The sequence below is a fragment of the Nakamurella sp. GG22 genome, from assembly GCF_052976845.2.
Genome location: NZ_JBRIIO020000048.1, coordinates 1 through 18072 on the forward strand (window position 1 = coordinate 1; position 18072 = coordinate 18072).

Annotated in this window: 21 protein-coding genes and 1 pseudogene; 10 read left to right on the plus strand and 12 right to left on the minus strand. The window is 64.3% G+C overall.

Features of this window, described 5'->3' with window-relative positions; genetic code table 11:
- Positions 1 to 664 precede the first annotated feature (664 nt).
- On the minus strand, positions 665 to 1219 hold the full coding sequence (locus ACVBEQ_RS26490) for a hypothetical protein (protein WP_447156403.1): 555 nt from the start codon (positions 1217 to 1219) through the stop codon (positions 665 to 667).
- Positions 1220 to 1373: 154 nt separating this feature from the next.
- Positions 1374 to 2018 (minus strand): TetR/AcrR family transcriptional regulator, encoded by a 645-nt coding sequence (locus tag ACVBEQ_RS26495; RefSeq protein WP_447156404.1) that lies wholly within the window; start codon positions 2016 to 2018, stop codon positions 1374 to 1376.
- Positions 2019 to 2065: 47 nt separating this feature from the next.
- On the opposite strand from ACVBEQ_RS26495, the gene ACVBEQ_RS26500 reads away from it, so the two are divergent.
- Both ACVBEQ_RS26500 and ACVBEQ_RS26505 read left to right on the plus strand, forming a co-directional pair.
- A complete protein-coding gene (locus tag ACVBEQ_RS26500) occupies positions 2066 to 2449 on the plus strand; it encodes a VOC family protein (RefSeq protein ID WP_447156405.1) in 384 nt (127 codons plus the stop codon).
- A gap of 42 nt (positions 2450 to 2491) precedes the next feature.
- Positions 2492 to 2977: an ester cyclase gene (locus tag ACVBEQ_RS26505; protein ID WP_447156406.1), complete on the plus strand. Its 486-nt coding sequence runs from the start codon at positions 2492 to 2494 to the stop codon at positions 2975 to 2977.
- Positions 2978 to 3002: 25 nt separating this feature from the next.
- Here the strand turns inward: ACVBEQ_RS26505 and ACVBEQ_RS26510 are convergent, their stop codons facing one another.
- The 4 genes and pseudogenes from ACVBEQ_RS26510 to ACVBEQ_RS26525 all read right to left on the minus strand — a co-directional run bounded on the left by ACVBEQ_RS26510 (position 3003) and on the right by ACVBEQ_RS26525 (position 6928).
- Positions 3003 to 3761 (minus strand): oxygen-binding di-iron domain-containing protein, encoded by a 759-nt coding sequence (locus ACVBEQ_RS26510; protein WP_447156407.1) that lies wholly within the window; start codon positions 3759 to 3761, stop codon positions 3003 to 3005.
- A gap of 309 nt (positions 3762 to 4070) precedes the next feature.
- A pseudogene (locus ACVBEQ_RS26515) lies at positions 4071 to 4289 on the minus strand (ester cyclase); the annotation flags it as partial.
- 1044 nt (positions 4290 to 5333) lie between these two features.
- Entirely contained in the window at positions 5334 to 6218 is an 885-nt protein-coding gene (locus ACVBEQ_RS26520) for a C1 family peptidase (RefSeq protein ID WP_447156408.1), read from the minus strand.
- Positions 6219 to 6604: 386 nt separating this feature from the next.
- On the minus strand, positions 6605 to 6928 hold the full coding sequence (locus ACVBEQ_RS26525) for a hypothetical protein (protein ID WP_447156409.1): 324 nt from the start codon (positions 6926 to 6928) through the stop codon (positions 6605 to 6607).
- Between the two features lie 477 nt (positions 6929 to 7405).
- Here ACVBEQ_RS26525 and ACVBEQ_RS26530 point away from each other — a divergent pair, with 477 nt between their 5' ends.
- The 3 genes from ACVBEQ_RS26530 to ACVBEQ_RS26540 all read left to right on the plus strand — a co-directional run bounded on the left by ACVBEQ_RS26530 (position 7406) and on the right by ACVBEQ_RS26540 (position 9453).
- Positions 7406 to 8146 carry an AfsR/SARP family transcriptional regulator gene (locus ACVBEQ_RS26530; RefSeq protein WP_447156410.1) on the plus strand — a complete coding sequence of 247 codons (741 nt, stop codon included), beginning with the start codon at positions 7406 to 7408 and terminating at the stop codon, positions 8144 to 8146.
- A gap of 710 nt (positions 8147 to 8856) precedes the next feature.
- Positions 8857 to 9183, plus strand: coding sequence for a VOC family protein (locus tag ACVBEQ_RS26535; RefSeq protein WP_447156411.1), 327 nt, complete (start codon positions 8857 to 8859; stop codon positions 9181 to 9183).
- A gap of 93 nt (positions 9184 to 9276) precedes the next feature.
- A complete protein-coding gene (locus tag ACVBEQ_RS26540) occupies positions 9277 to 9453 on the plus strand; it encodes a hypothetical protein (RefSeq protein ID WP_447156412.1) in 177 nt (58 codons plus the stop codon).
- A gap of 92 nt (positions 9454 to 9545) precedes the next feature.
- Here ACVBEQ_RS26540 and ACVBEQ_RS26545 read toward each other — a convergent pair whose 3' ends face one another.
- Entirely contained in the window at positions 9546 to 9776 is a 231-nt protein-coding gene (locus tag ACVBEQ_RS26545) for a hypothetical protein (protein WP_447156413.1), read from the minus strand.
- 484 nt (positions 9777 to 10260) lie between these two features.
- On the opposite strand from ACVBEQ_RS26545, the gene ACVBEQ_RS26550 reads away from it, so the two are divergent.
- On the plus strand, positions 10261 to 10746 hold the full coding sequence (locus tag ACVBEQ_RS26550; protein ID WP_447156414.1) for a DUF1428 domain-containing protein: 486 nt from the start codon (positions 10261 to 10263) through the stop codon (positions 10744 to 10746).
- A gap of 444 nt (positions 10747 to 11190) precedes the next feature.
- Here ACVBEQ_RS26550 and ACVBEQ_RS26555 read toward each other — a convergent pair whose 3' ends face one another.
- The 3 genes from ACVBEQ_RS26555 to ACVBEQ_RS26565 form a co-directional block, all read right to left on the minus strand.
- Positions 11191 to 11961: a superoxide dismutase family protein gene (locus ACVBEQ_RS26555; protein ID WP_447156415.1), complete on the minus strand. Its 771-nt coding sequence runs from the start codon at positions 11959 to 11961 to the stop codon at positions 11191 to 11193.
- Between the two features lie 138 nt (positions 11962 to 12099).
- Positions 12100 to 12294 (minus strand): hypothetical protein, encoded by a 195-nt coding sequence (locus tag ACVBEQ_RS26560; protein ID WP_473163206.1) that lies wholly within the window; start codon positions 12292 to 12294, stop codon positions 12100 to 12102.
- Positions 12295 to 12378: 84 nt separating this feature from the next.
- Positions 12379 to 12624, minus strand: coding sequence for a hypothetical protein (locus tag ACVBEQ_RS26565; RefSeq protein WP_447156416.1), 246 nt, complete (start codon positions 12622 to 12624; stop codon positions 12379 to 12381).
- A gap of 114 nt (positions 12625 to 12738) precedes the next feature.
- On the opposite strand from ACVBEQ_RS26565, the gene ACVBEQ_RS26570 reads away from it, so the two are divergent.
- The 3 genes from ACVBEQ_RS26570 to ACVBEQ_RS26580 all read left to right on the plus strand — a co-directional run bounded on the left by ACVBEQ_RS26570 (position 12739) and on the right by ACVBEQ_RS26580 (position 13684).
- Positions 12739 to 12942 (plus strand): hypothetical protein, encoded by a 204-nt coding sequence (locus ACVBEQ_RS26570; RefSeq protein ID WP_447156417.1) that lies wholly within the window; start codon positions 12739 to 12741, stop codon positions 12940 to 12942.
- Positions 12943 to 13109: 167 nt separating this feature from the next.
- Positions 13110 to 13532 (plus strand): hypothetical protein, encoded by a 423-nt coding sequence (locus ACVBEQ_RS26575; RefSeq protein WP_447156418.1) that lies wholly within the window; start codon positions 13110 to 13112, stop codon positions 13530 to 13532.
- Positions 13526 to 13684 (plus strand): hypothetical protein, encoded by a 159-nt coding sequence (locus ACVBEQ_RS26580; protein WP_447156419.1) that lies wholly within the window; start codon positions 13526 to 13528, stop codon positions 13682 to 13684. The genes ACVBEQ_RS26575 and ACVBEQ_RS26580 overlap by 7 nt, the downstream gene beginning before the upstream one ends.
- Before the next feature lie 58 nt (positions 13685 to 13742).
- On the opposite strand, the gene ACVBEQ_RS26585 is transcribed toward ACVBEQ_RS26580, so the two are convergent.
- Positions 13743 to 14651, minus strand: coding sequence for a LysR family transcriptional regulator (locus ACVBEQ_RS26585; protein WP_447156420.1), 909 nt, complete (start codon positions 14649 to 14651; stop codon positions 13743 to 13745).
- Positions 14652 to 17052: 2401 nt separating this feature from the next.
- Between ACVBEQ_RS26585 and ACVBEQ_RS26590 the strand changes: the two genes are divergently transcribed.
- Complete coding sequence (locus tag ACVBEQ_RS26590; protein ID WP_447156421.1) at positions 17053 to 17520, plus strand: hypothetical protein; 468 nt, start codon at positions 17053 to 17055, stop codon at positions 17518 to 17520.
- 192 nt (positions 17521 to 17712) lie between these two features.
- Here ACVBEQ_RS26590 and ACVBEQ_RS26595 read toward each other — a convergent pair whose 3' ends face one another.
- Positions 17713 to 18060, minus strand: coding sequence for a nuclear transport factor 2 family protein (locus ACVBEQ_RS26595; protein WP_447156422.1), 348 nt, complete (start codon positions 18058 to 18060; stop codon positions 17713 to 17715).
- Positions 18061 to 18072: the final 12 nt, after the last annotated feature.

An 18072-nucleotide genomic window follows, 5' to 3' on the forward strand; every position in this document is an offset into this window, starting at 1 on the left:
CCAGGGAATAGAAACGGTCGATGTCCACCGGGAATCCGACTGTCGACCCATCCAGTGAAACAGCCGCATGGATCACAACGCGCGGTCGCCCAACGGCATTCATGGGCGGATTATGCTCGCTTCAGCTCAATCCGGACGCACCACGGGTGATCGTGTCGGGCACCGTGCCATCGTCGTCCGAACGCCTGCCGCCCGGGCTGGTTGGTCCCGGGTGGTCGTTGACCGCCGAGGAACTGCGCGAGTCGTTGCACCAAGTCTGCAGATGATCTGAATGCCGGGAAGGGACTCCGGGAAGCTGCAATTCGACGTTGCGAAGACTGGAATTGCCACGGGGATGAACGCGACCTGATCAGCGGTTGGGAGTGCGACGTACCTTGAGGGCATCGTTTCAACATGAAAATGAGCAGCTACCGAGGTGCACACTCCTGGCCGATGCCGGTTTGCGGTCCGTTTCTCGATACTGGAACTGCGCGCCGACCGTCAAGCCGGGCAGCGCCGTCTCAGCGGGTTGACGCCTCGGTGTCCCCGCTGGGATGTGAGAACGTCAACTGCAGCAAATGCCAGCGGTCGGCCCAAACCAAACAGGCGCTGCTTCAGTCTCGGCCGCGGCGTCACCGCCGAGGACGCCGCTGAGATGGAGTTACCTGTGCAGAGTGTGCGGGAACTACCGGGTTTGCCTTTCGATTGCCTGCATGCCGCGGGCCTGTTGGTCGATGAAGAACACGGCCGAGTAGAGGGACCGGCCCTGCCGCAAGTTGACGGTCAGGTATCCGCGTCCGGCCGGATCGGCGGTCACCATGTTGCCCTCGTCGACAAACGATGCGCTGGGCGGAATCCCGGGTTCGCCGGTCATCGGGTTGGTACTCATCCGGCCGCTCAGGTTGTCCCGCCGCATCCGGGACAACACCGACAGCATCGCCGCGGAGGCGTTGCGGTCCTTGTCGGTCCACAGCTCGGGGTTCTCCGGATGGTCGGGGGAGGTGAACCCGGCCATCGTGTAGATCACTCGGCGTTTGTGCTCCCGGCGATCCATCGGTTGCGGGTCGGCGCCCTTACCCAGCAGCAGCCGCAGGAACGGCACCCGCTCCCCGTTCTCCAGGCGGGTGATGACCTCATCGAACTCGTCACGGGCGTTCCGCAGGGTGCTGGTGTCCCCCGACTTGCGGGCGCTCTGGTAGTCCGCCTCGAGTTCCTGCCGTTCGGATCGGATGTAGGACAATGCATCTCCGTACCCACAGGTGAAGCTGCGGCCGGCGGAGGTGGCCTCTTTGTGGGCCCCGGCACCGGATCGCCCGGCTCCTGGGTGTCACGCCCCCACAGTCACCGACGTGGTGACCCTCCATCGGCGGGTCGCGGTTAGGGACCCGCTTCCCTCATCGCAGCAGTGTGGCGGTGAGCGTGGCGATCGTCCACCGTTCCCAGTGTTCGGGTGTCCAGCCACGGGACGCGAAGACCAGGTAGAGCTCGATACCGAGCACGGCGAAGATGATGTCGGTGGCCTCGCCCACTGTGAGTGCGGGTTTCAGCCCGTCCCGGTCGGCCAGCATCCGGGCGAGCACGCCGAAGGCGGTGATGCGTTCCTGCTCGTTGGCCTGCCATTGAGCGGCGACCTCGTGGTCGGCGCCTGCGGCATCGCGGACGACCCGCATGATCGGTGCGATCCGGCTGAAGATCTCCCGGCCATGACGTGCCCAGAGCGCGATCACCCGTTCCGGGTCCGTCTCGGTCCGGGCCTGTTCCAACCACGGCCGGTCAAGAACAGCGACGGGTTCGTCGTCGCCGACGGCGGCAATGTCCACCGCCTGCTTGAGCACGGTCCGTTTGTTGCCGAAATGGAAGTACACCGTCTGCACCGAGACCCCCGCGCGGTCGGCGATCTGCTCCAACGTTGTTGCGGCGTACCCGTTCGCGATGAACAGAGCGGCCCCGGCGTCAACGATCCGGCGACGCGTCGCCCGGGCTTGCCGGCCACGACCGCCGGCACCGGACCGGACATTGCCCTTGACAGGATCGCTCATTGGTTAGAGTCTAGCTTTAGAGCGTCACTACAGCGAACGGATCGCCGATGCCCACGATGCGCGGGTTTCACCACGTCAAGCTGCCGGTGTCCGACGTGGCCGCCAGCCGGGACTGGTATCAGCGGGTGCTGGGTTTCAGGGTCGACATCGAGTTCGTCGAGGACGGCGTCCTGATGGGCGTCGCGATCCTCGACCCGACCGGGACCGTGTGCCTGGCGCTGCGCCGCGACCCGGACCGGGTCGCTGCCTGGTCCGGCTTCGACCCGATCGCAATCTTGGTGCCCACCCGCGACGAGGTGACCGCCTGGCGGCAACGCCTGGACGAGCTGGACCAGCCGCACGGCGGTGTCGTCACCGGGCACAACGGCGGGTCCGTGCTCATCGGGCTGCGCGACCCCGACGGCATCGAGATCCGCCTGTACGCCGAATGACCCAACCAACCCGATTCGCGTGATCCCAGTGAGGAGCTCCCCATGCCCGAGACATCAACACAAAGCGACATCGCCCACGACCTCGCGATCAGAGACTTCCGGCTGATGGAGAACTGGGACGACGCAGAAGCATCGGCGATCATCGCGCCCACCATGCACAACGACGAAGCGGTGATGGAACCACCCGCCGCCCGCCAACCCGGCGTGGCCGGGGCCCGCGCGACCTACGACTGGCTGCACTCGGCCTACGCGGACCTGCGCTGGACGATCCACACCGTCGTCGCCGAAGGCGACCGGGTGGTCGCCCGGACCACGATGACCGGCCGGCAGACCGGCCCCTTCACGACCTTCACCCCCGACGGGGACGTGGCCCAGACGTTCCCGCCCACCGGGCTCAGCTTCGCCACGTCCCAAACCCATTGGTTCCGCATCGCCGACGGACAACTCGTGGAACACAGCGCCGACCGCGACGACCTGGGCCAAGCGCTGCAGCTGGGCTGGTTCGGCCCCCAATCCACCATCGGATAACAGCACGGCGCCGCGGCCCGATCCGTTAGTCCGGATGGAGCGGTCCGGGCGTGCGGGGCACGGCCAGGCGTGCGCCTTCGACGGCCAGCCGATCGTCGTAGGCCGAGGCGAGATCGTGCAGGGCCTGGACGCAGTCGCCGGCGTAGGAAGGTCCGTGCATGACTCCGAGCGTTGACGGTTGTAACAGCGCGAGCGATCGAATTGTCGTCCCGGTCGATGGGGTCAGGCAGGTCGCGCCGAACAGGTCTTCGGCGCTCAATGCCGGGCCGGTGATGTCGTGCTCTGTCAGCGCGGGACCGGCGCCGACGGCGGTGAAAAGGTCACCACAGAAGAGGGTGCCGGTCGTCTCTTCGTAGAGCAGGCCGGCGTCCCAACCGTGCGGGACGTGGGGCGTTTCGATGCGACGGACCCGCTTGCCACCCAGGTCGATGACCTCCCCATCGCGCAGCGCGCGCGGTCGGCGGTCGGCCAGGTCGTTCACGGAAACCTCACAGCCCAATGCCCCGTGAGCGACCTGGGCGTGCGGTGCTGCCAGGAGCCAGGAATTCATGGAACCGCACTCGTCCGCTTCGACGTGACCGAAGGTGATCCACCGGAGCCGGTCAACCGGCACGACCTTCGCGACCGCTGCCGACACCATCGGGAACAGGGAACGCAAGCCGGTGTGGAACAGCAGCGGCTCCTCCGCGTTGACCAGGAACTGGTTGAACATGAAATCCGCTTCCGGAATGTAAGTCGAAATCCGGTAGATGTCCGGGCCGATCTCGTCGAGCGTTGTTTCCATCGCGCGGCCTCCAGGGGTGTCGGAACTCCGGTCAGACCTTCACCCTCCTCCGACGCGGCAGCACCGACAAGATCCACGTCCCAAGGGTGGCTGATCGACCGGCCCGGGACGCGAAGCCTCAAAGGGGGTCGGGTTGTCGACCGCCGCGCTGAGCGGCTGACACCTGAGCGGGGTCTCAGGAGATCTGGTCGAGCAGTCGCCGCTGGTCCGTCTCGAGCCAGCCTTCCATGGCCTTGCCCGATTCAAGACGGAAGATCTCGATCCATGTCGACACCACGGCACGACCCGTCGCAGGTCGACCCATGAACTCCCCCCGGTGTGTCCCCGATCCACTCCCCGGACCGCGACCCTGTCCCCCACGGTGGAAACGTCCTCCAACGTCGTCTGCAAGTCAGGGAACGCCGCCCGGTAACCCAGCACAGATCGGCCGTACTCGTCCTGGCCAAGCACCCCGACGTCGACGGTGTTGTGGCTGACGAACTCTGCCGCCAGGAAGTCCCGCCAGCGGCTCGGACAGCAGACTGACACATGTCGTCAATCCTGCTGTGGCCCCATTAGGTTCATGGTGACGTTGCCTTCCGCTTCCCCTCGCGACCGGCGCAGCGCGGACGATAACGATAGCCAGATCGGCATCTACGTGTTCCAGCTGCTCGACGACCAACTGCCGTGGCCCGGATGCGCGCCGTCTACCGGCTGCTGGACCTGATCCGCCGCTACGACGCCGCGACCGTCGACGCGTCCCTGCGCCTGCGCTGTACCTGGAGGTCGTGTCGGTCACCAAGATGGCCGCGATGCACGCCAGCACCCGGAGTCGGCAGCCTCGACCACGGCCTGCCGCCACCGGCTGCCTGTCGTCACGACCTCAGCACGGATCCCGCCGATGCCCACCGGAGGCGTCCTCACAGTCCCAGGCGACAACGCAATCCCAACGGCGGACACGGATGATTTGTGCGCTGATCCGATATCGCGGCCGACGACTCGAACACGGGTGCCTCAAGTGAGGCACCCGTGGTGAGTTGCTATCTCGCCCAGGATCCGCTGGCAGCAGGCGCGCTGGATTGCGCCTGTTCTCCACGGAATAGCGTTTCCTCTTGCGTTGTCCCAGCAGGTACCAACGACACGACAGCTGTCGGGTTACGCCATACCATTAAGTGAACGTTGAACGCTCCGGACCCGTTGCCAGGCTGGTTGTCATTGATCCGCAGGTACAGCCGCGTCCTTCCTGGGCCTAGGGAGCTATTTTGGTAGGTGCGCCGGAGGCCATCACCAACGTAGAAATAGCCGTCCTCGTTCGTTCGCCCCAGCAAGCAGAACGGCGGGGACCCCGGCAGCGGCTTATCATTCCCAGCGGTCCACCCTTCCCAACCTCGAGCGGTATTATTGCCTGTGAACCACACACCAGCCCAGATACTGCCCTGAGCTGTAATCCATCCAGTCCCCATTCATAAGCTCGATATTGGTGTCAATATCGTTCTGCCACTCACCGACCGTAAGCCACTTGTCCACGATCACTGACATTACCTTCTCCTTGGACATACGCATTGCATGAATTGGTTCAGTACGGACCGCAAATTACCGATGCCACACCGCACTTCGCCGCGGCTTGGCTGGGTCTGGCTCTCGTGGTTGTCCACCCCCTACCAAGGAGATCCCATACGCTTCCGTGAAGGCGGCCGATGCATATGTAAGGGAGGCGTGCGCATAGCCGTTTGCTCCCCACCCCACGCCCCAGCTATTCCTAACAATGACGGTGTCCGGGGTGTACCCAACCAGGGCGACGGCATGCCCGCCCCGAGCGGTTTCAGTTTTGTAGACATCCAACCTGCCCCCATTTTGAGTGGCCATATCCCACGTTCGGTCCACACTTAGTCGAACAAGGATTGGACCGTTATTTGCAAGCCACGCCTTCCAATCCTGGAGATTGCGCCCCAAGTTGAAATAAGCAGCTATCTTTAGCTGGGTAGCCAACGCGTAGAAGGTGTTGACCGGCTCGGTGTATAGCTGGCTCGACGCGAACGGCAAGACCGACTCGCGGACGGCGCCGTAGCGACGAGCGACGTCCAAAGCAGCCTTCAGCGACGTGCCCGCCTGTTCGATGAAAGTGGATGGCTCGGTGGTGAACTCATCAATCTCTTTAGACGCCATCCAAATAAACCGCGGAGACAGCGTCTGGTCCTGTCGACTCAGGTACCCGCTCTGCACGCAGTGCCACCGTAGAATCGAGTCAGCTACAGCCCATCCAACACAGGAGCCGGTAGCTCCCTGATCACTGATATGCCACCAACTGTCGTCCCGAAGGTCCTTCGAAGTTGGCACAGGCGCATCAGCCAATGCTAGGCCGGATGATTGCGCGGCGCGAAGACCCCAGTCTTCCTCCGGCTGAGCTGACGGGACACAATTCAGGATACGAACAGCGCCGGCTGATTGCACGGCTGCAATCTGACCCTCATACGCCACGGTCTGACCTCCTAAGCGGGGATTAGGGCACTGCTCGCTTCTAACGAGACCATTGGACGCGGCTCAACGAGCGATCTCCGACTCCAGGCACGCCGACCCCTCCGCATGGCTCTGGGTCACCTCGCCTACCGACGTAATGCAAGAAGCCACCCCAATTAAAGTGCAGGTCCACTCCCTCACTGCCCATGTTTGCACCTATCCACCACTTGTGTAGCTTGACAGCAAGCAGCACAAGCTGGCCCCATGGAGCAGGAATTGCATTCAGCAGCGCCTCACCAGCAGCACTACCGGATGCAGCGAAACACGCCTCCTCTCGATTTAGCGAAACAATAACTCCCCACCATCGAGTACTTACATCAGCCATTCGTGTCTCCCATCCCTAGTGCCTAGAAAGAGGTGCGCGGCACGATATTGCCGGCACCGTCAATTGCCAGGATGCCTGCATCTAAACGGCCGTTCAGTTCCCGCACCGAGCTTTGCAAGTAGTCGGTGAAGACCGGAGCGAGTCCGTTGGGAGCATCCCACCTGACCCTCCCGTCAACGACATAGGCCTCGCCCAGTCCAGAGAGAAGCCTGTCTAGGGCGTCTGGGTCGCTGTCAGTAGACCAAGCGGCCTCCAATTGCATAGTTTCATTGGTGGGCTCCGCTGCTTGCATTAGGTTGAACCTTTGCTTGAAGCCCCGGCCGACGATCCGTTTCTGCTCGGGCACTTGTCACTCCTCGGTAGTGGGCTAAGTCCTGAAGGACCGTCACGGTCGACGCGTGACTGTCCCCACGGACCCGATGTACTCGCTCGAACCGGACGCGACTGCCTTTTAGGCTCGGGCGAAGGGGTTTAACCGCCGTTGGAGGCCAGGTTTTGGACCTTCCTACGGCGCTGCTGGATGACGATCCCGCAGCCGGTGTCGCGGGAACGCGTCGAGACCGTGGTGGTTTCGTTAGTGCTGTGTCACAGACAGGTGACTTAGGTCGTTCACTACGTGGGCCCCGCCGAGGGCCGCTGACGCACTTCAGACGCACCTCAGACAGGCGGATGATGTTTGACGAACACCGGTTCTGGTTTCCGACGGCACTCTGCACCCGATCGGTCGACGCGATGCCCACTGTTCGGCGGTGTTCTCACAACGCGGTGGGCGGAGGATGTCTGTTGCACCGTGTCCGTTGAGCGGACGCAAGGTGACGGCCACGTGGGGGTGGGGACTTTGGGTGTCGAGGTGGAAGTAGATCTGTTAGGACGTTTTGCGGTAGTGGAATTCAATGAACCGTTGCGCCTTCCATTGGCAGCGCAGCGGCTCATTGCATTCCTGGCGATAAACAACGCCCACGCAGTGCACCGCACGGCGGTCAGCGAGTACCTGTGGCCCGATAGCAAGCGAAGCAGCGCATCGGCGAATCTGCGATCGGCACTTTGGCTGGCCCGAGGGTCGGACGGCGTTGAGCTAGTAGAACGAAACGGGCCAATGCTCCAGCTTTCCCCGGACGCTGTTGTCGATTATCACATCATGACAGAAAGTGCTCGACGCATAGTGGATCCGGCTTATTCACCACGAGAAGTTGCGCGGGAGGATCAAGTCCGCCTAATGACTGGCTTCACGCAAAAACTACTTCCAGAGTGGACGGAGGGCTGGCTTGGACCCAGTAGAGAGTGTTGGGACCAGGTCAGAGTACATGGACTTGAAACACTCGCTCAGCGCCTGATTGCTGTCGAAAGGCACTTGCCCGCATTGGAGGCCGCCTTGGCGGCGGTGGACGTGGATCCACTGCGGGAGAGCGCCCATCGAACGGTCGTCGAAGTCTATATTGCGGAGGGCAACGCGGCATGCGCTGTCAAGCACTACTTACGCTATCGCGGGCTTGTCCAACGCGAATTAGGGGTGACGCCGTCAAGACATATGACAAGACTCGTACATTCGCTGTCAGCAACCTGAGTCACTCCTCCATGACCTACGGCGGCGAACGCCGACTGTTGCCGCGACCCGGTCAAGAAGATCACCGCCGGCGGCGATCTCGCTGCAGCGCTGAGGGACCTGTGGTTTGCTTGGTGTTCTGGTCCGGCTTGGCCGGCTCCGTGCCGAGGGCCGGACCGCTCGACACTGCAACGCTTCTGGGGCCGCACTTGCACCAATCGCGAGGGTGGTAGGGCCACACGATCTGGAAGTCGATGCCCCTCGCCGGTGCGGTCACCGAAGCGGCACCCGAGATGCGCGGGAGCGAGGGCACCGAGCAGGTGTCGCCGGTGCCGCTTGTAATGATCAATCGTCAATTCGGCGCGGATTGTGACCCCGTTGAGCGCGCTGGTGGCCGTCCTGACCGGCGCCAGATCCAATTCCGGCAATGGCCTGAACGCCGCATCCCACCCGCTGTTCATCCGCATCAATACTGCGGCCACCACTGGTGACCGTGCTGCAGCCGCTCGCCGTGGCCAAACCGACGGACATTCATCGGGCACCTCAGTCGCTGGCATCCGCCTGGTCGCACGGGACTCGGTGACGCGCCCGTACCCAACTGTGCCGAAAACTGAGGGCGCGGGCCCGCGAGAACCAAGTGTCGGCGTTGTTGTAGCGGGACGCTCGTTCTCCTGTCGCGTGAGCAAAATAGCTCCGTGTCGTTGCGGTTGGTCCGGGCTTGATCTCGGGCGGTGGCGAACGAATTGACGATTCCGCTCCTGCCCTGTCGGGACATCGACCAAATCGCGTCCTTCTACGAGATGCTCGGCTTCTCGGTCAACTGTCGGCAGACGCGGCCGAACCCATATATCGCCGTGCAGCGCCAGTACATCAACCTGCACTTGTACAGGATGGATGCCCACGTTCCGGAGCAGTCGCACAGCTCCTGCCTAATTATCGTGCAGGACACCGGGCCCTTGTTCGAAGCGTTCGCGGCGGCGATGCGCAATGTGCACGGGAAGCTGCTCATCTCCGGCATTCCCCGCATGACGAGGCCTCCGGTGCGCAACGACCGGTAGGCCGGGTTCACCGTCGTCGATCCGGGTGGCAACTGGATTCGGGTCAACAAGTCCGCCCAGGAACCCGAGGCACGCACCAAGCTCGCGAAAGCCATGGAGAACGCGGCACGGCTGGCGGACGCGAAAGGCGACGAACAGCAAGCGCTGAGGATCCTCGAAGGCGCGCTCAAACGCACCGACGGTTCCCAACCGGAACTGCAGGACGCTCAGGCCTACCGCGACGAGTTGGTCGAGCGGATCACTGGGACTGAGTCCCGTCCAACCCCTTGAGGGGGCCACGAACCACTTCCCGGTCTCAGGTCTATGACAACCTCGGCAGCGACGCCCCCACGAAGTCGCCGTAGCGAGACGCGCGTCGTCGGTTACCCCTGCTCGGTTCGGGGCTCGACGTCGTCGGCGCGCAGCCAGAAGTACTCGACCGGCAACCCGACCGCGACCATTACATGCGTGTCGCCGGCGTACCGGACGGACCGTCCCGGCAGCCGTACCTCGGTGCCGTCCAGCTGCACCAACCGGACCGTCACCTGCGCTGGGTCGCCGCCCGGCCGGACCGGGATCGCGGGCGGTCGTTCCGCGTTCATGTCGTTAGACACATAACGCAGTGGATCGAACGTGTGTTCGAGTCCACCACTCGCCCGGAGTCACGGTTGGGACCTCTTCGGGACCGCGCGAGGCGAGGTGCGCCGGTACGGTTGGCGGATGCGTGACGGCGTACCGCTGTCCGGACTGACCCCGGAGCTAACGCCGCAATGGGTTCTCGGGAAGAACGACGACAATTCCGGACCCTGAGACCGATGGTGCCCGCCGCCGAGGTCGGCGACCTGCGCGACGGCCTGCGGTACGCGGGGTGAGGCAAGCGGCCGTGGGCATCACTGCAGGTCGTCGGGTTTCTCAGAAGGATCGGCAAGACGGTACAGCGCCAATTATTTCGATCAACCCGGGCCATTTACCGCGACCCACGACACACCCAGCGGTGCCGACGTAGGGCGTATCTGACGACTGGTCTGTCGACGCGACAACTGTGACAGTGAATAGTGACGGCCGATCACGTCACGGCTATCATGATGGAGCGATAAAATGCAGCTTGGTATCATGAATGCACCAGGGCGGCAACCGTGCGTCGCCGCGAGAGCATACGACGAAGGCCAGCAAATGAGGTTCGCCGACATCACCATCGTTCCAGTTTCCCGCGACCGCAAGGCCGCTTACCTGGCACTTTCAAAACGCATGGCCGATGTTTATCGCAATCACGGGGCAGACAGGGTCGTCGACTACTGGCAGGCGGGCACTTCTGTCAGCCAAGGCGACTTTCATGCCGATGGAGTCTCATACGACCCAGGCGAACTACTCGGGCTTGCGCGCGTAGCAGGCGCTTCAGATTCTGAGTCGGTCGTCGTGACGGTCACGGAGTGGCCGTCACGGGATGCTCGCGATCGAGGCATTGCGGCCGCTATGAAGGACCCGCGTGTACTGGCCACACTTGACGAAGACCCCGTCTTCGACGGACGTCGCGTGATCGGAGAGAGCTTTGTGATCACGATGAGCCTGTCCGCCGACGACTAGGGTCGTCCAAACAATATCTGAAGTCTAAGCGATGACGGCGTTCTCAGGACCACGGCCGCAGGGTAGACGACGGCGCGTTTGTCGGAGCCAGTCACGAGGCCAGGCCATTGCTCAATCTGTAACAGCGGCGCTCGGCACCATCAGAGAGTAATTGAGCCGAGTACGCACCGACGGTGGCGAGCGATTGTCGGTACACACTACCTATCGCCGACGTAGACGGGTGGTTATCCGCTGCGGCACAGCGGCAATGCCGACATCTCATGCCTTCTTTGCTCGTAGCGGTCCCGATAGGCGTCCGGGCCGGACCCGCCAACGCCACAAGGCCGCGGTCCAGACCCACGATGACCCGCCGAAAGACCGTGTAGAACGGAGCCCGCCAACCGCGATCCTCGGCGATCCTGCCGACCGCCCCATGGCAACGCCCGCGGTGATGGCGCCGTCTCCTCAACCGCTGACCGCCGTGATCACCCCGCAGGCCGCACGCCCGCCGGAATCACCAGTCGCCTGAGTGTCCGCATCCGGGCCGCTCGGTGCATACCGAGTCGGAACGTTGCCGAAATTATCCGGCCCGGCATGCACCATGACCGCGCTGCCATCGGCGTCCAGGAGGGCATCGACATCAAATGCGTCCGTGGTGGTAGTCAGCTGGGCCGAACCGTCCTGGCGGACCTGCAGCGAAGTCAGATCACCCTGATGGCCGGGGTGGTCGGCGCCGGCTGCGCCAAGATGCCCACCGGCAGATAGGAAGTCACCAACCTTGCTGGCATCGGTCGGATTGGCGCTGTTCGGCTCGCACTTTCCAATCGCATGAATATGGAAGCCCTTGAACCCGGCTGGCAGCCCCTCGACGTTGGCGGTCACAGTGACGACCGTGCCATTGACCGAGAATTCGACGGTGCCGATCGGGGCACCTGCCGGGCTCACCAGACCGGCCGTGGCCACCACGTCGCCCGCCGAACCGGTTGTCCCGCCGGGGCCTGAAGTCCCTGACGTGCTGGTGGTTCCCGAAGCCGGCGATAGGTTGGTACCGGTGGCCGGTGCGTTGTTGCCGCCAACCGTTGAGGTCGCGGGTGCTTCACTGCTCTCACCGGCGGTCAAGGAAGCGGCGGATTCCGACCCGGTGTTGCCGGTTTCGCTGCTACAAGCGGTGAGGAATACACCGGCGATTGCCGCCGTGACCGCTACCCCGCGAATGCTTCGCATGATCGTCGTCATGGCATCCCCTATCGTCGTGCCACCCCAGTGCTCGTTTCGTTGGAAGCGCTCGGTGGGTCATCCGTCAATGGCGCTCAGTGGATCCGTTTCCACCATGGAGGCACGTCAAACCGGGATCGGTTCGGCACCCTCGGAAGATCAAGAGACTCGACCGGCGTCCCGGCGCAGGTACTTCGCCAGCCGCGGCGGCAGCGTCACCATCACGAACCCTTCCGGCATGCCGTCCGCCAGCAGTGCGCCCCGTCCCGGATCGTGTCGCCGCCGGTCAGCGGCACACAGCTCACGGTAGAGGCAGGCGTGGATAGATCTTACGGAGAATCGCCGCACCCGCATCGGACCAGTTATCGGCTGTCATGTGACCGCGGATAAGGCCCCGCCGTCGGCGGTTACAACCGTGCGAGAGCGCGGGAGGCCACGTCAAGGAGCGCGCCAGGTGATGACCCCCTCGGCGACCCGGCCGTCGCCGGCACCGGCGCGGCTCAGCACCGTCCACTGGAGAACACTCAGGGCGCCATGACGCTCGGCGCCCGCTATTGCGTCGAGCTGCCGATCACTATTAACCCGCGAGCCGGTGAGCCGTTCGTTAAGCAGGCTGTTGGACGAATTGAGCACTGGCCGCGTTGCTTCGCTTGGATCGCAATTCAACCTCTCCGTTTGCTCCATCAAGCGACGGCAATAGCCTCTCCGGCGACGGGCGCAGAAAGCCGTCGGTTCGGGGTCGGACTGCTGGAACCGACGTCGCCACGTGGCGGAGCAGCCGCCGCACACGTCCAGACCGTGTCCACGCTGCTCGGGGACGGGTTGACCGACTGGGTCGACCCGGGTGCGGTCCGGATGATGGTCGATTCGGTCCGCGATGGGTTCGGCGCGGCACCGGTGTGGGCTCGCATCGGTCTGCTGGTGATGCTCACGTTCGCCGTCGTCACAGGTGTTCTGCGGTTCGCCGTCACCGTGACGGGCAGGGTGGGGCCATGGTGGTGATCGCTGTAGTGGTCGGCTTGGCGCTCGGGGGCCTGCGGCCACGGATGTCGTATCCCGATGGTGGCTGTAGGCGGTCGCCTCGGTCGATGGCGGAGTCGGCGTTCCGACACCGATTCGCCGGCTCGTGCACAGAACCACCGACAACCGCGACGAACAGGAGACCCACCATGCCCGCCACCATGCCCGCCACCATGCCCGCCACCATGCCCGCCACCATCGCCACCACACCAGACGCCGAGACCCGGCTGCCGACCCGGTCGGACGACACCCCTTGGCCGCTGCTGCTGGTGCATGGTGACCGGGTGACCGGCGCGGACACCGCCGGCGAGCTGCTGGCGGTGTTGATCCCCCGGTACGAGCGGATCGCCGGCGACGACGCGGGTCACGACGAGGCTCTGTGGCGGCGGTACGAGTCCGCGGTCGCCACCGCCACCGCCACCGAACTCCAGGAGACCAGGCTCGCGACCGCCGCGGCGCACGGCGACTTCGACGCGGCCTGCGCCGACGAGGGGCCCTCACCGCGCTGCTCGCCGACAAAATGCGTCCCTTCGCGGGAGCGGTTTGGCGGGAGCGGGTGCCGCTGGTGCTGATCGACACCGATTACGAGCCGTTCACGGTGCGACCACGACCCGAGGGCCGCGTCATCTACCTGCGGCCGGCGCAGGAACACGACTACCTGGCCTCCCTGGCCGAGGCCGGGCTGATCCAGTATCTGGCCGCGGACGGTGATTGTTTGCACTGAGAAACGAGGTTGCTCAGGCGGCGGGAGCCCCCAGGGGCATCACGCCGCTGCATGCAGATCACGCGCTTCGCTCAACCAGCTCGGCGAATGCGACAGCGTGATCATTGCTCCGGTTGAACAACACCTGTCGTGGCGAAGAGAACGGCTGGTCCAAGGGGACCAGTACGCATCGGGAGCGTGGCGGACCGGTCGGCACGGGCACACCGATGGGCCACAGGGCCACCCCGCCTATACGGGCGAAGCGATGGACAACTGCGGTGAGATCTCCGTTTGCGGGCGGATCGCGCAAAGTCGAAAGCTTGCCGGTCGGCGCCGCGTCGCGGAAGGTCTGCAACGTCCAGTGCTTGTAGTACTCCGAACCCAATTCCGCCGGAGTCTGAAAGGTCATCCTTCGAGCGACAAGTTCTAACTCCGCGAACTCATTGTCCAGCAAATCCCGCTCGGGCAGGATCGCACACATCGGGTCCTGTCCGACCGTGACGACGCGTTGCAGGTCCGATTCCCCGGAGGGACCCATCTGCATCACCACATCTGCCTTTCCCCGGTCTATCGCATCAGCAGCCTCAGCGAAACGTAGCGACCGCACATCGATTTCGACATCCGGCCGCTGTTTGTTGAATGCCTCGAGGATCGACCAGGTCCGTTTACCGATGCCGTCGACCACGATCCCAACCCGAAGGCGATGTCCAGCCGCCGTCGATCCGACGAATGCGTTAGATCGGGCGGCCGCGACAAGGTCGTCCACCGCACCAGCGGCGGCGACCGCCACCGGTAGCAGGCGGTATCCGGCGGCTGATAATCGCGTACCGGACCTGTCGCGATCGAACAATCGGCAACCGAGTTGCCTCTCGAACTGGCGCAGTTGTTCGGACAGTCCGGGCTCAGTGATGCACAGCCGATCCGCTGCGCGCCGGAAGTTCAACTCCTCAGCGAGCACCACGAAAGTCTTCAAGTGATGAAGCTGCACGGGACCTCCCGCGGCATATCGACTGTGACCCGGCCCGCTTCAGCTGGCAACAGGTGTCGAGACGACCCACATTCTGCCGGGCGGCGTGCCCTGTGGCAATCACCAGCAAGTGCCAGTGGTGAAGTGCCGGGACGGGCCACCAACGAGTCGGCTACAGCACAGCCGACCTGCCGGGATCAACTCAGGTGCTCGAATTCAGCCGACTCGACAATCTGGGCCGTCAATCCTGATACCTTCGGCGCCGACAACCTGTACGAAACCTGGCCTCATGGCGACTGACGCGGCACACCACCGGGCACGGATACTTAACGCCGCACGCGGTCACCAGGGGTTCCTGGTACGGAGCCCGGGTTAGCCATCCCGATCCAGTCCGCATCGGCCCGATAATGCGATGCGTCGAAGGGGGTGTTGCACAACCGATCAGCACGCCAATGCTTGTTCTCCCTCCGGCCCGACCCCACGACAAGCTGGCACAGCCGCTCTCTGGCGAATACGCTGGGTATTGGCGTGGTCGAGACAAACTTGACTTCTTAATGTGCCACCAGCGCGGACCGGCCAACCATGCCGACATTGGCGGAATCTGTCGCCCTTATATCCTCGTCTGACAGGTCGCTGACCGTCAGTGTCGCTCCCGCGATTTTCTCGAGGTTGAATTGGACCGTGTAACGGGAGGAATTGAGTCGGACGATCACATCCACCACTGTGCCCAAGGACCCCTTCCTCACAACTGTCGTTCGGAATCTCCGGATGTCACGCTTTGCGCGGACCCGACACGGTGATGGTAACGGCATCTGACCCTCCGGCCTGTCATCTGATCGCTAGCGAAAAGATCTACCCGGCCGAGTCCGTACGCAAGTCACTACTGACAACAAAGACTGATCAGTCACTTGTGCTGATTCTCGACACCAGCAATCGCACCCCATGCTCGGAATCCACTCCGGGTCGGATCTGCGAGATCGCCCGTCAGGGCTCCAGCCGTTGTGGTGGCGCGCCTACGACGGCGAACACACCCGGTTGTTGAATCTGGCGACAGTCACCCCGCTCCATCGGCCTGCGGGCACCAGAGCAGCGAATGCCGATTCCAACGCGAGCGCGTTGCACCATCTGAACTGCGCCGCGGCGCACTGGAGCGGTGGGCGATACACCGTGGCCGGCACTCCTCCCCGGTCTGCCGGTTGCAATGCTCACCACCATTGGTTCCAGACGGGAGCCATCGCGGCTGCGACGGACTGGGCGCCGTTCCGCGACATCCCAATTTGTCCGCGGGCGCGACCAGGGACCTGATTGACATCGCCGACAGAGCCCTCACCCGACAAGCTTTTCGCTTCCCGCACACGTCTCGTGCATGACCGCCGCGAGATCGTCTACTCAGCCGCGGGTGCCGCAGGGGTTACCGACCGGAGGACGGTTCGCCGCCGCCGGTCAGGACGAGTCGCCCGTCAGCCTCGCGGATGCCACAGCGGTTTCCCTGCAGGACGTCAAGCGGGGGCGGGGCCAGGCTGGTGGCGCTGGTGTCAGGTAACTATGTGCCGGCGGTCGCGGTCCGCGGCGGTCCCGACCCGCGGTCCACGGTGGACCGGGAGTCGTGTTGGGGGGCACACTTCCTCACCGCCGAGTACGGCGGCCGCACCCGGCAGGGACGTGTCGGTGAGTACACGCAACTGCCGGACGACTGGACACCGAGAAGAACTGTAGGGCAGTCGCTGTCGGTGCGCCGCCGGACGCACTGGATGGCGTACGGCATCCAGGGTCGGTGGCTTCACGCTGCGGATGCCGTCGGCGACGTCGATCAAGGCGTTCGAGAAAGACACCGGTGGCACGTTCGACGTGCCGGTGTCGGCGCGGGACGCTGCGGGCCGCACCGTCGCAGGCTGGGCGACGGCTATGACAAGGCCACCGGCACCATGGCGGTCGCGATGGGCGCTGGCCGGCTGTACGGCTACCAGGTTCCGCCGGAGGTGCACAGCGCCGTCGCACAGTCGACCAGCCCCCGCGGCACGTACAACCAACTGGTGAAGGGCACCGGGCGGGCGGCCATCGCTCGCTGCCCGAGGTGCGGCCGGTTCTACCCGGACGCCGCCCGGCACTCGTGCCCCGTGCGGCACACCGAGCGACCCGCCGCCTCACGCAACGGCGACGCCCGGGACGCCGCCGTCCGTCTGTCACGTCTCGACGCGGGCTACGGGCAACAGGGTGTTACGCCAGCCTTGACCGCCAGCCCAGGAGTAACAGAGAGTCCGACAGCGGCTGTCGCTCGCCTTAGAGCGGCGGTCACCGCGCCGATCAACCCGCACCCGTCCAGCAACATCGCGAACCCGACCGGTCGGCGGGGACCGGTGCCGGTGGACACCAGGAAATCGAAAGTCGCGGCCCCGCGGCGGTCGGCTCGCCCCTACGCCGGGTGGAACGTGTCGGAGCGGGTTGCGGCCGCGGTGAACCGGCACGCCACAGGTCGGTACGTGCCCGAGCGCAACGCGGCGGGTTCACCCACGGCGATGACGGGGGGTCACTTCGCTGGCGCTGGTGCGGCTTCGCAAAGGACACCTACGCCGAGTACCCACCCGGCGCACTCGCCGCGCGGCACGGCAACTTCCCCAAGTTGCGTCACCTGCTCGCCGTGTGTACCCGCAACTCCGGGCGGGTCGAGCTCGGCGGGCACGCCGCCGGCCCGCAGCGCCAGGACGAGGGCATCGTCGCCGACCGGGTGTACCTGTTCACCGACGCACCCGACGGCGCGGACGCAGGCGGCAGGCGCAGGACGACTTCGGCATCCTCGGCGCCCTCGCACCGCCCGACGAGGTCCGTGTCGTGGATGTGCCGTGGGTTCCGGGTGAGAAGGCGTGCTGCTGGCCTGGGAGTGATCGGGTAACACGCCACGCTGCGCTGTCGACATAGAGCTCGAAATCCCGGCGAAGCCTTTCAGCACGAGGGCTTCCGGCGCTCTCACTGCCGTGCTAATTGCCGACGAGGTTTGCGACCTACGTGGTCGTCAGCCGCGGTCCGAATTACGTCATGATCGCGAGGCGATAGTTGCGTCGCACCGGTTTCTGACGCGGTGGCGCTACGCCGTCGGTTCGATCGTGAACCACGACGTTTGCAGTCTGATCTTCCCGGCGGAGAACACAAATGTGTCTACTCCGTCATCGACCTTGCCGGCTGAAGCTCTTGCTGTCCACCGCGCCAGTAGGGCATCACCACCGAATACGCTCGAGGTAACCGTCACGTCGAGGTCAGGAAGACCTCCGAGAGCCTGAGTGTAGAAAGCCTCGACACCGGCCAATCCTTCCACTGCGCCTTGCGGGCTGATCAGGATGGCATCATCAGTGTAGTCCTGAACAATCAGCGAGACATCGCGTTTGGCCAAGGACGCGAGGTGGTCCGAGATGACTTCCTGAGGCGTGCGAGTCATTGGTTCCTCCTG

Excerpts from the sequence above, each read along its gene's own strand:
- ACVBEQ_RS26495 (WP_447156404.1), bottom strand. The coding sequence starts at position 2,018 with ATGAGCGATCCTGTCAAGGGCAATGTCCGGTCCGGTGCCGGCGGTCGT.
- ACVBEQ_RS26500 (WP_447156405.1), top strand. The coding sequence starts at position 2,066 with ATGCCCACGATGCGCGGGTTTCACCACGTCAAGCTGCCGGTGTCCGAC.
- ACVBEQ_RS26505 (WP_447156406.1), top strand. The coding sequence starts at position 2,492 with ATGCCCGAGACATCAACACAAAGCGACATCGCCCACGACCTCGCGATC.
- ACVBEQ_RS26510 (WP_447156407.1), bottom strand. The coding sequence starts at position 3,761 with ATGGAAACAACGCTCGACGAGATCGGCCCGGACATCTACCGGATTTCG.
- ACVBEQ_RS26540 (WP_447156412.1), top strand. The coding sequence starts at position 9,277 with ATGGAGAACGCGGCACGGCTGGCGGACGCGAAAGGCGACGAACAGCAA.
- ACVBEQ_RS26550 (WP_447156414.1), top strand. The coding sequence starts at position 10,261 with ATGCAGCTTGGTATCATGAATGCACCAGGGCGGCAACCGTGCGTCGCC.
- ACVBEQ_RS26555 (WP_447156415.1), bottom strand. The coding sequence starts at position 11,961 with ATGACGACGATCATGCGAAGCATTCGCGGGGTAGCGGTCACGGCGGCA.
- ACVBEQ_RS26560 (WP_473163206.1), bottom strand. The coding sequence starts at position 12,294 with ATGCGGGTGCGGCGATTCTCCGTAAGATCTATCCACGCCTGCCTCTAC.
- ACVBEQ_RS26565 (WP_447156416.1), bottom strand. The coding sequence starts at position 12,624 with ATGGAGCAAACGGAGAGGTTGAATTGCGATCCAAGCGAAGCAACGCGG.
- ACVBEQ_RS26575 (WP_447156418.1), top strand. The coding sequence starts at position 13,110 with ATGCCCGCCACCATGCCCGCCACCATGCCCGCCACCATGCCCGCCACC.
- ACVBEQ_RS26595 (WP_447156422.1), bottom strand. The coding sequence starts at position 18,060 with ATGACTCGCACGCCTCAGGAAGTCATCTCGGACCACCTCGCGTCCTTG.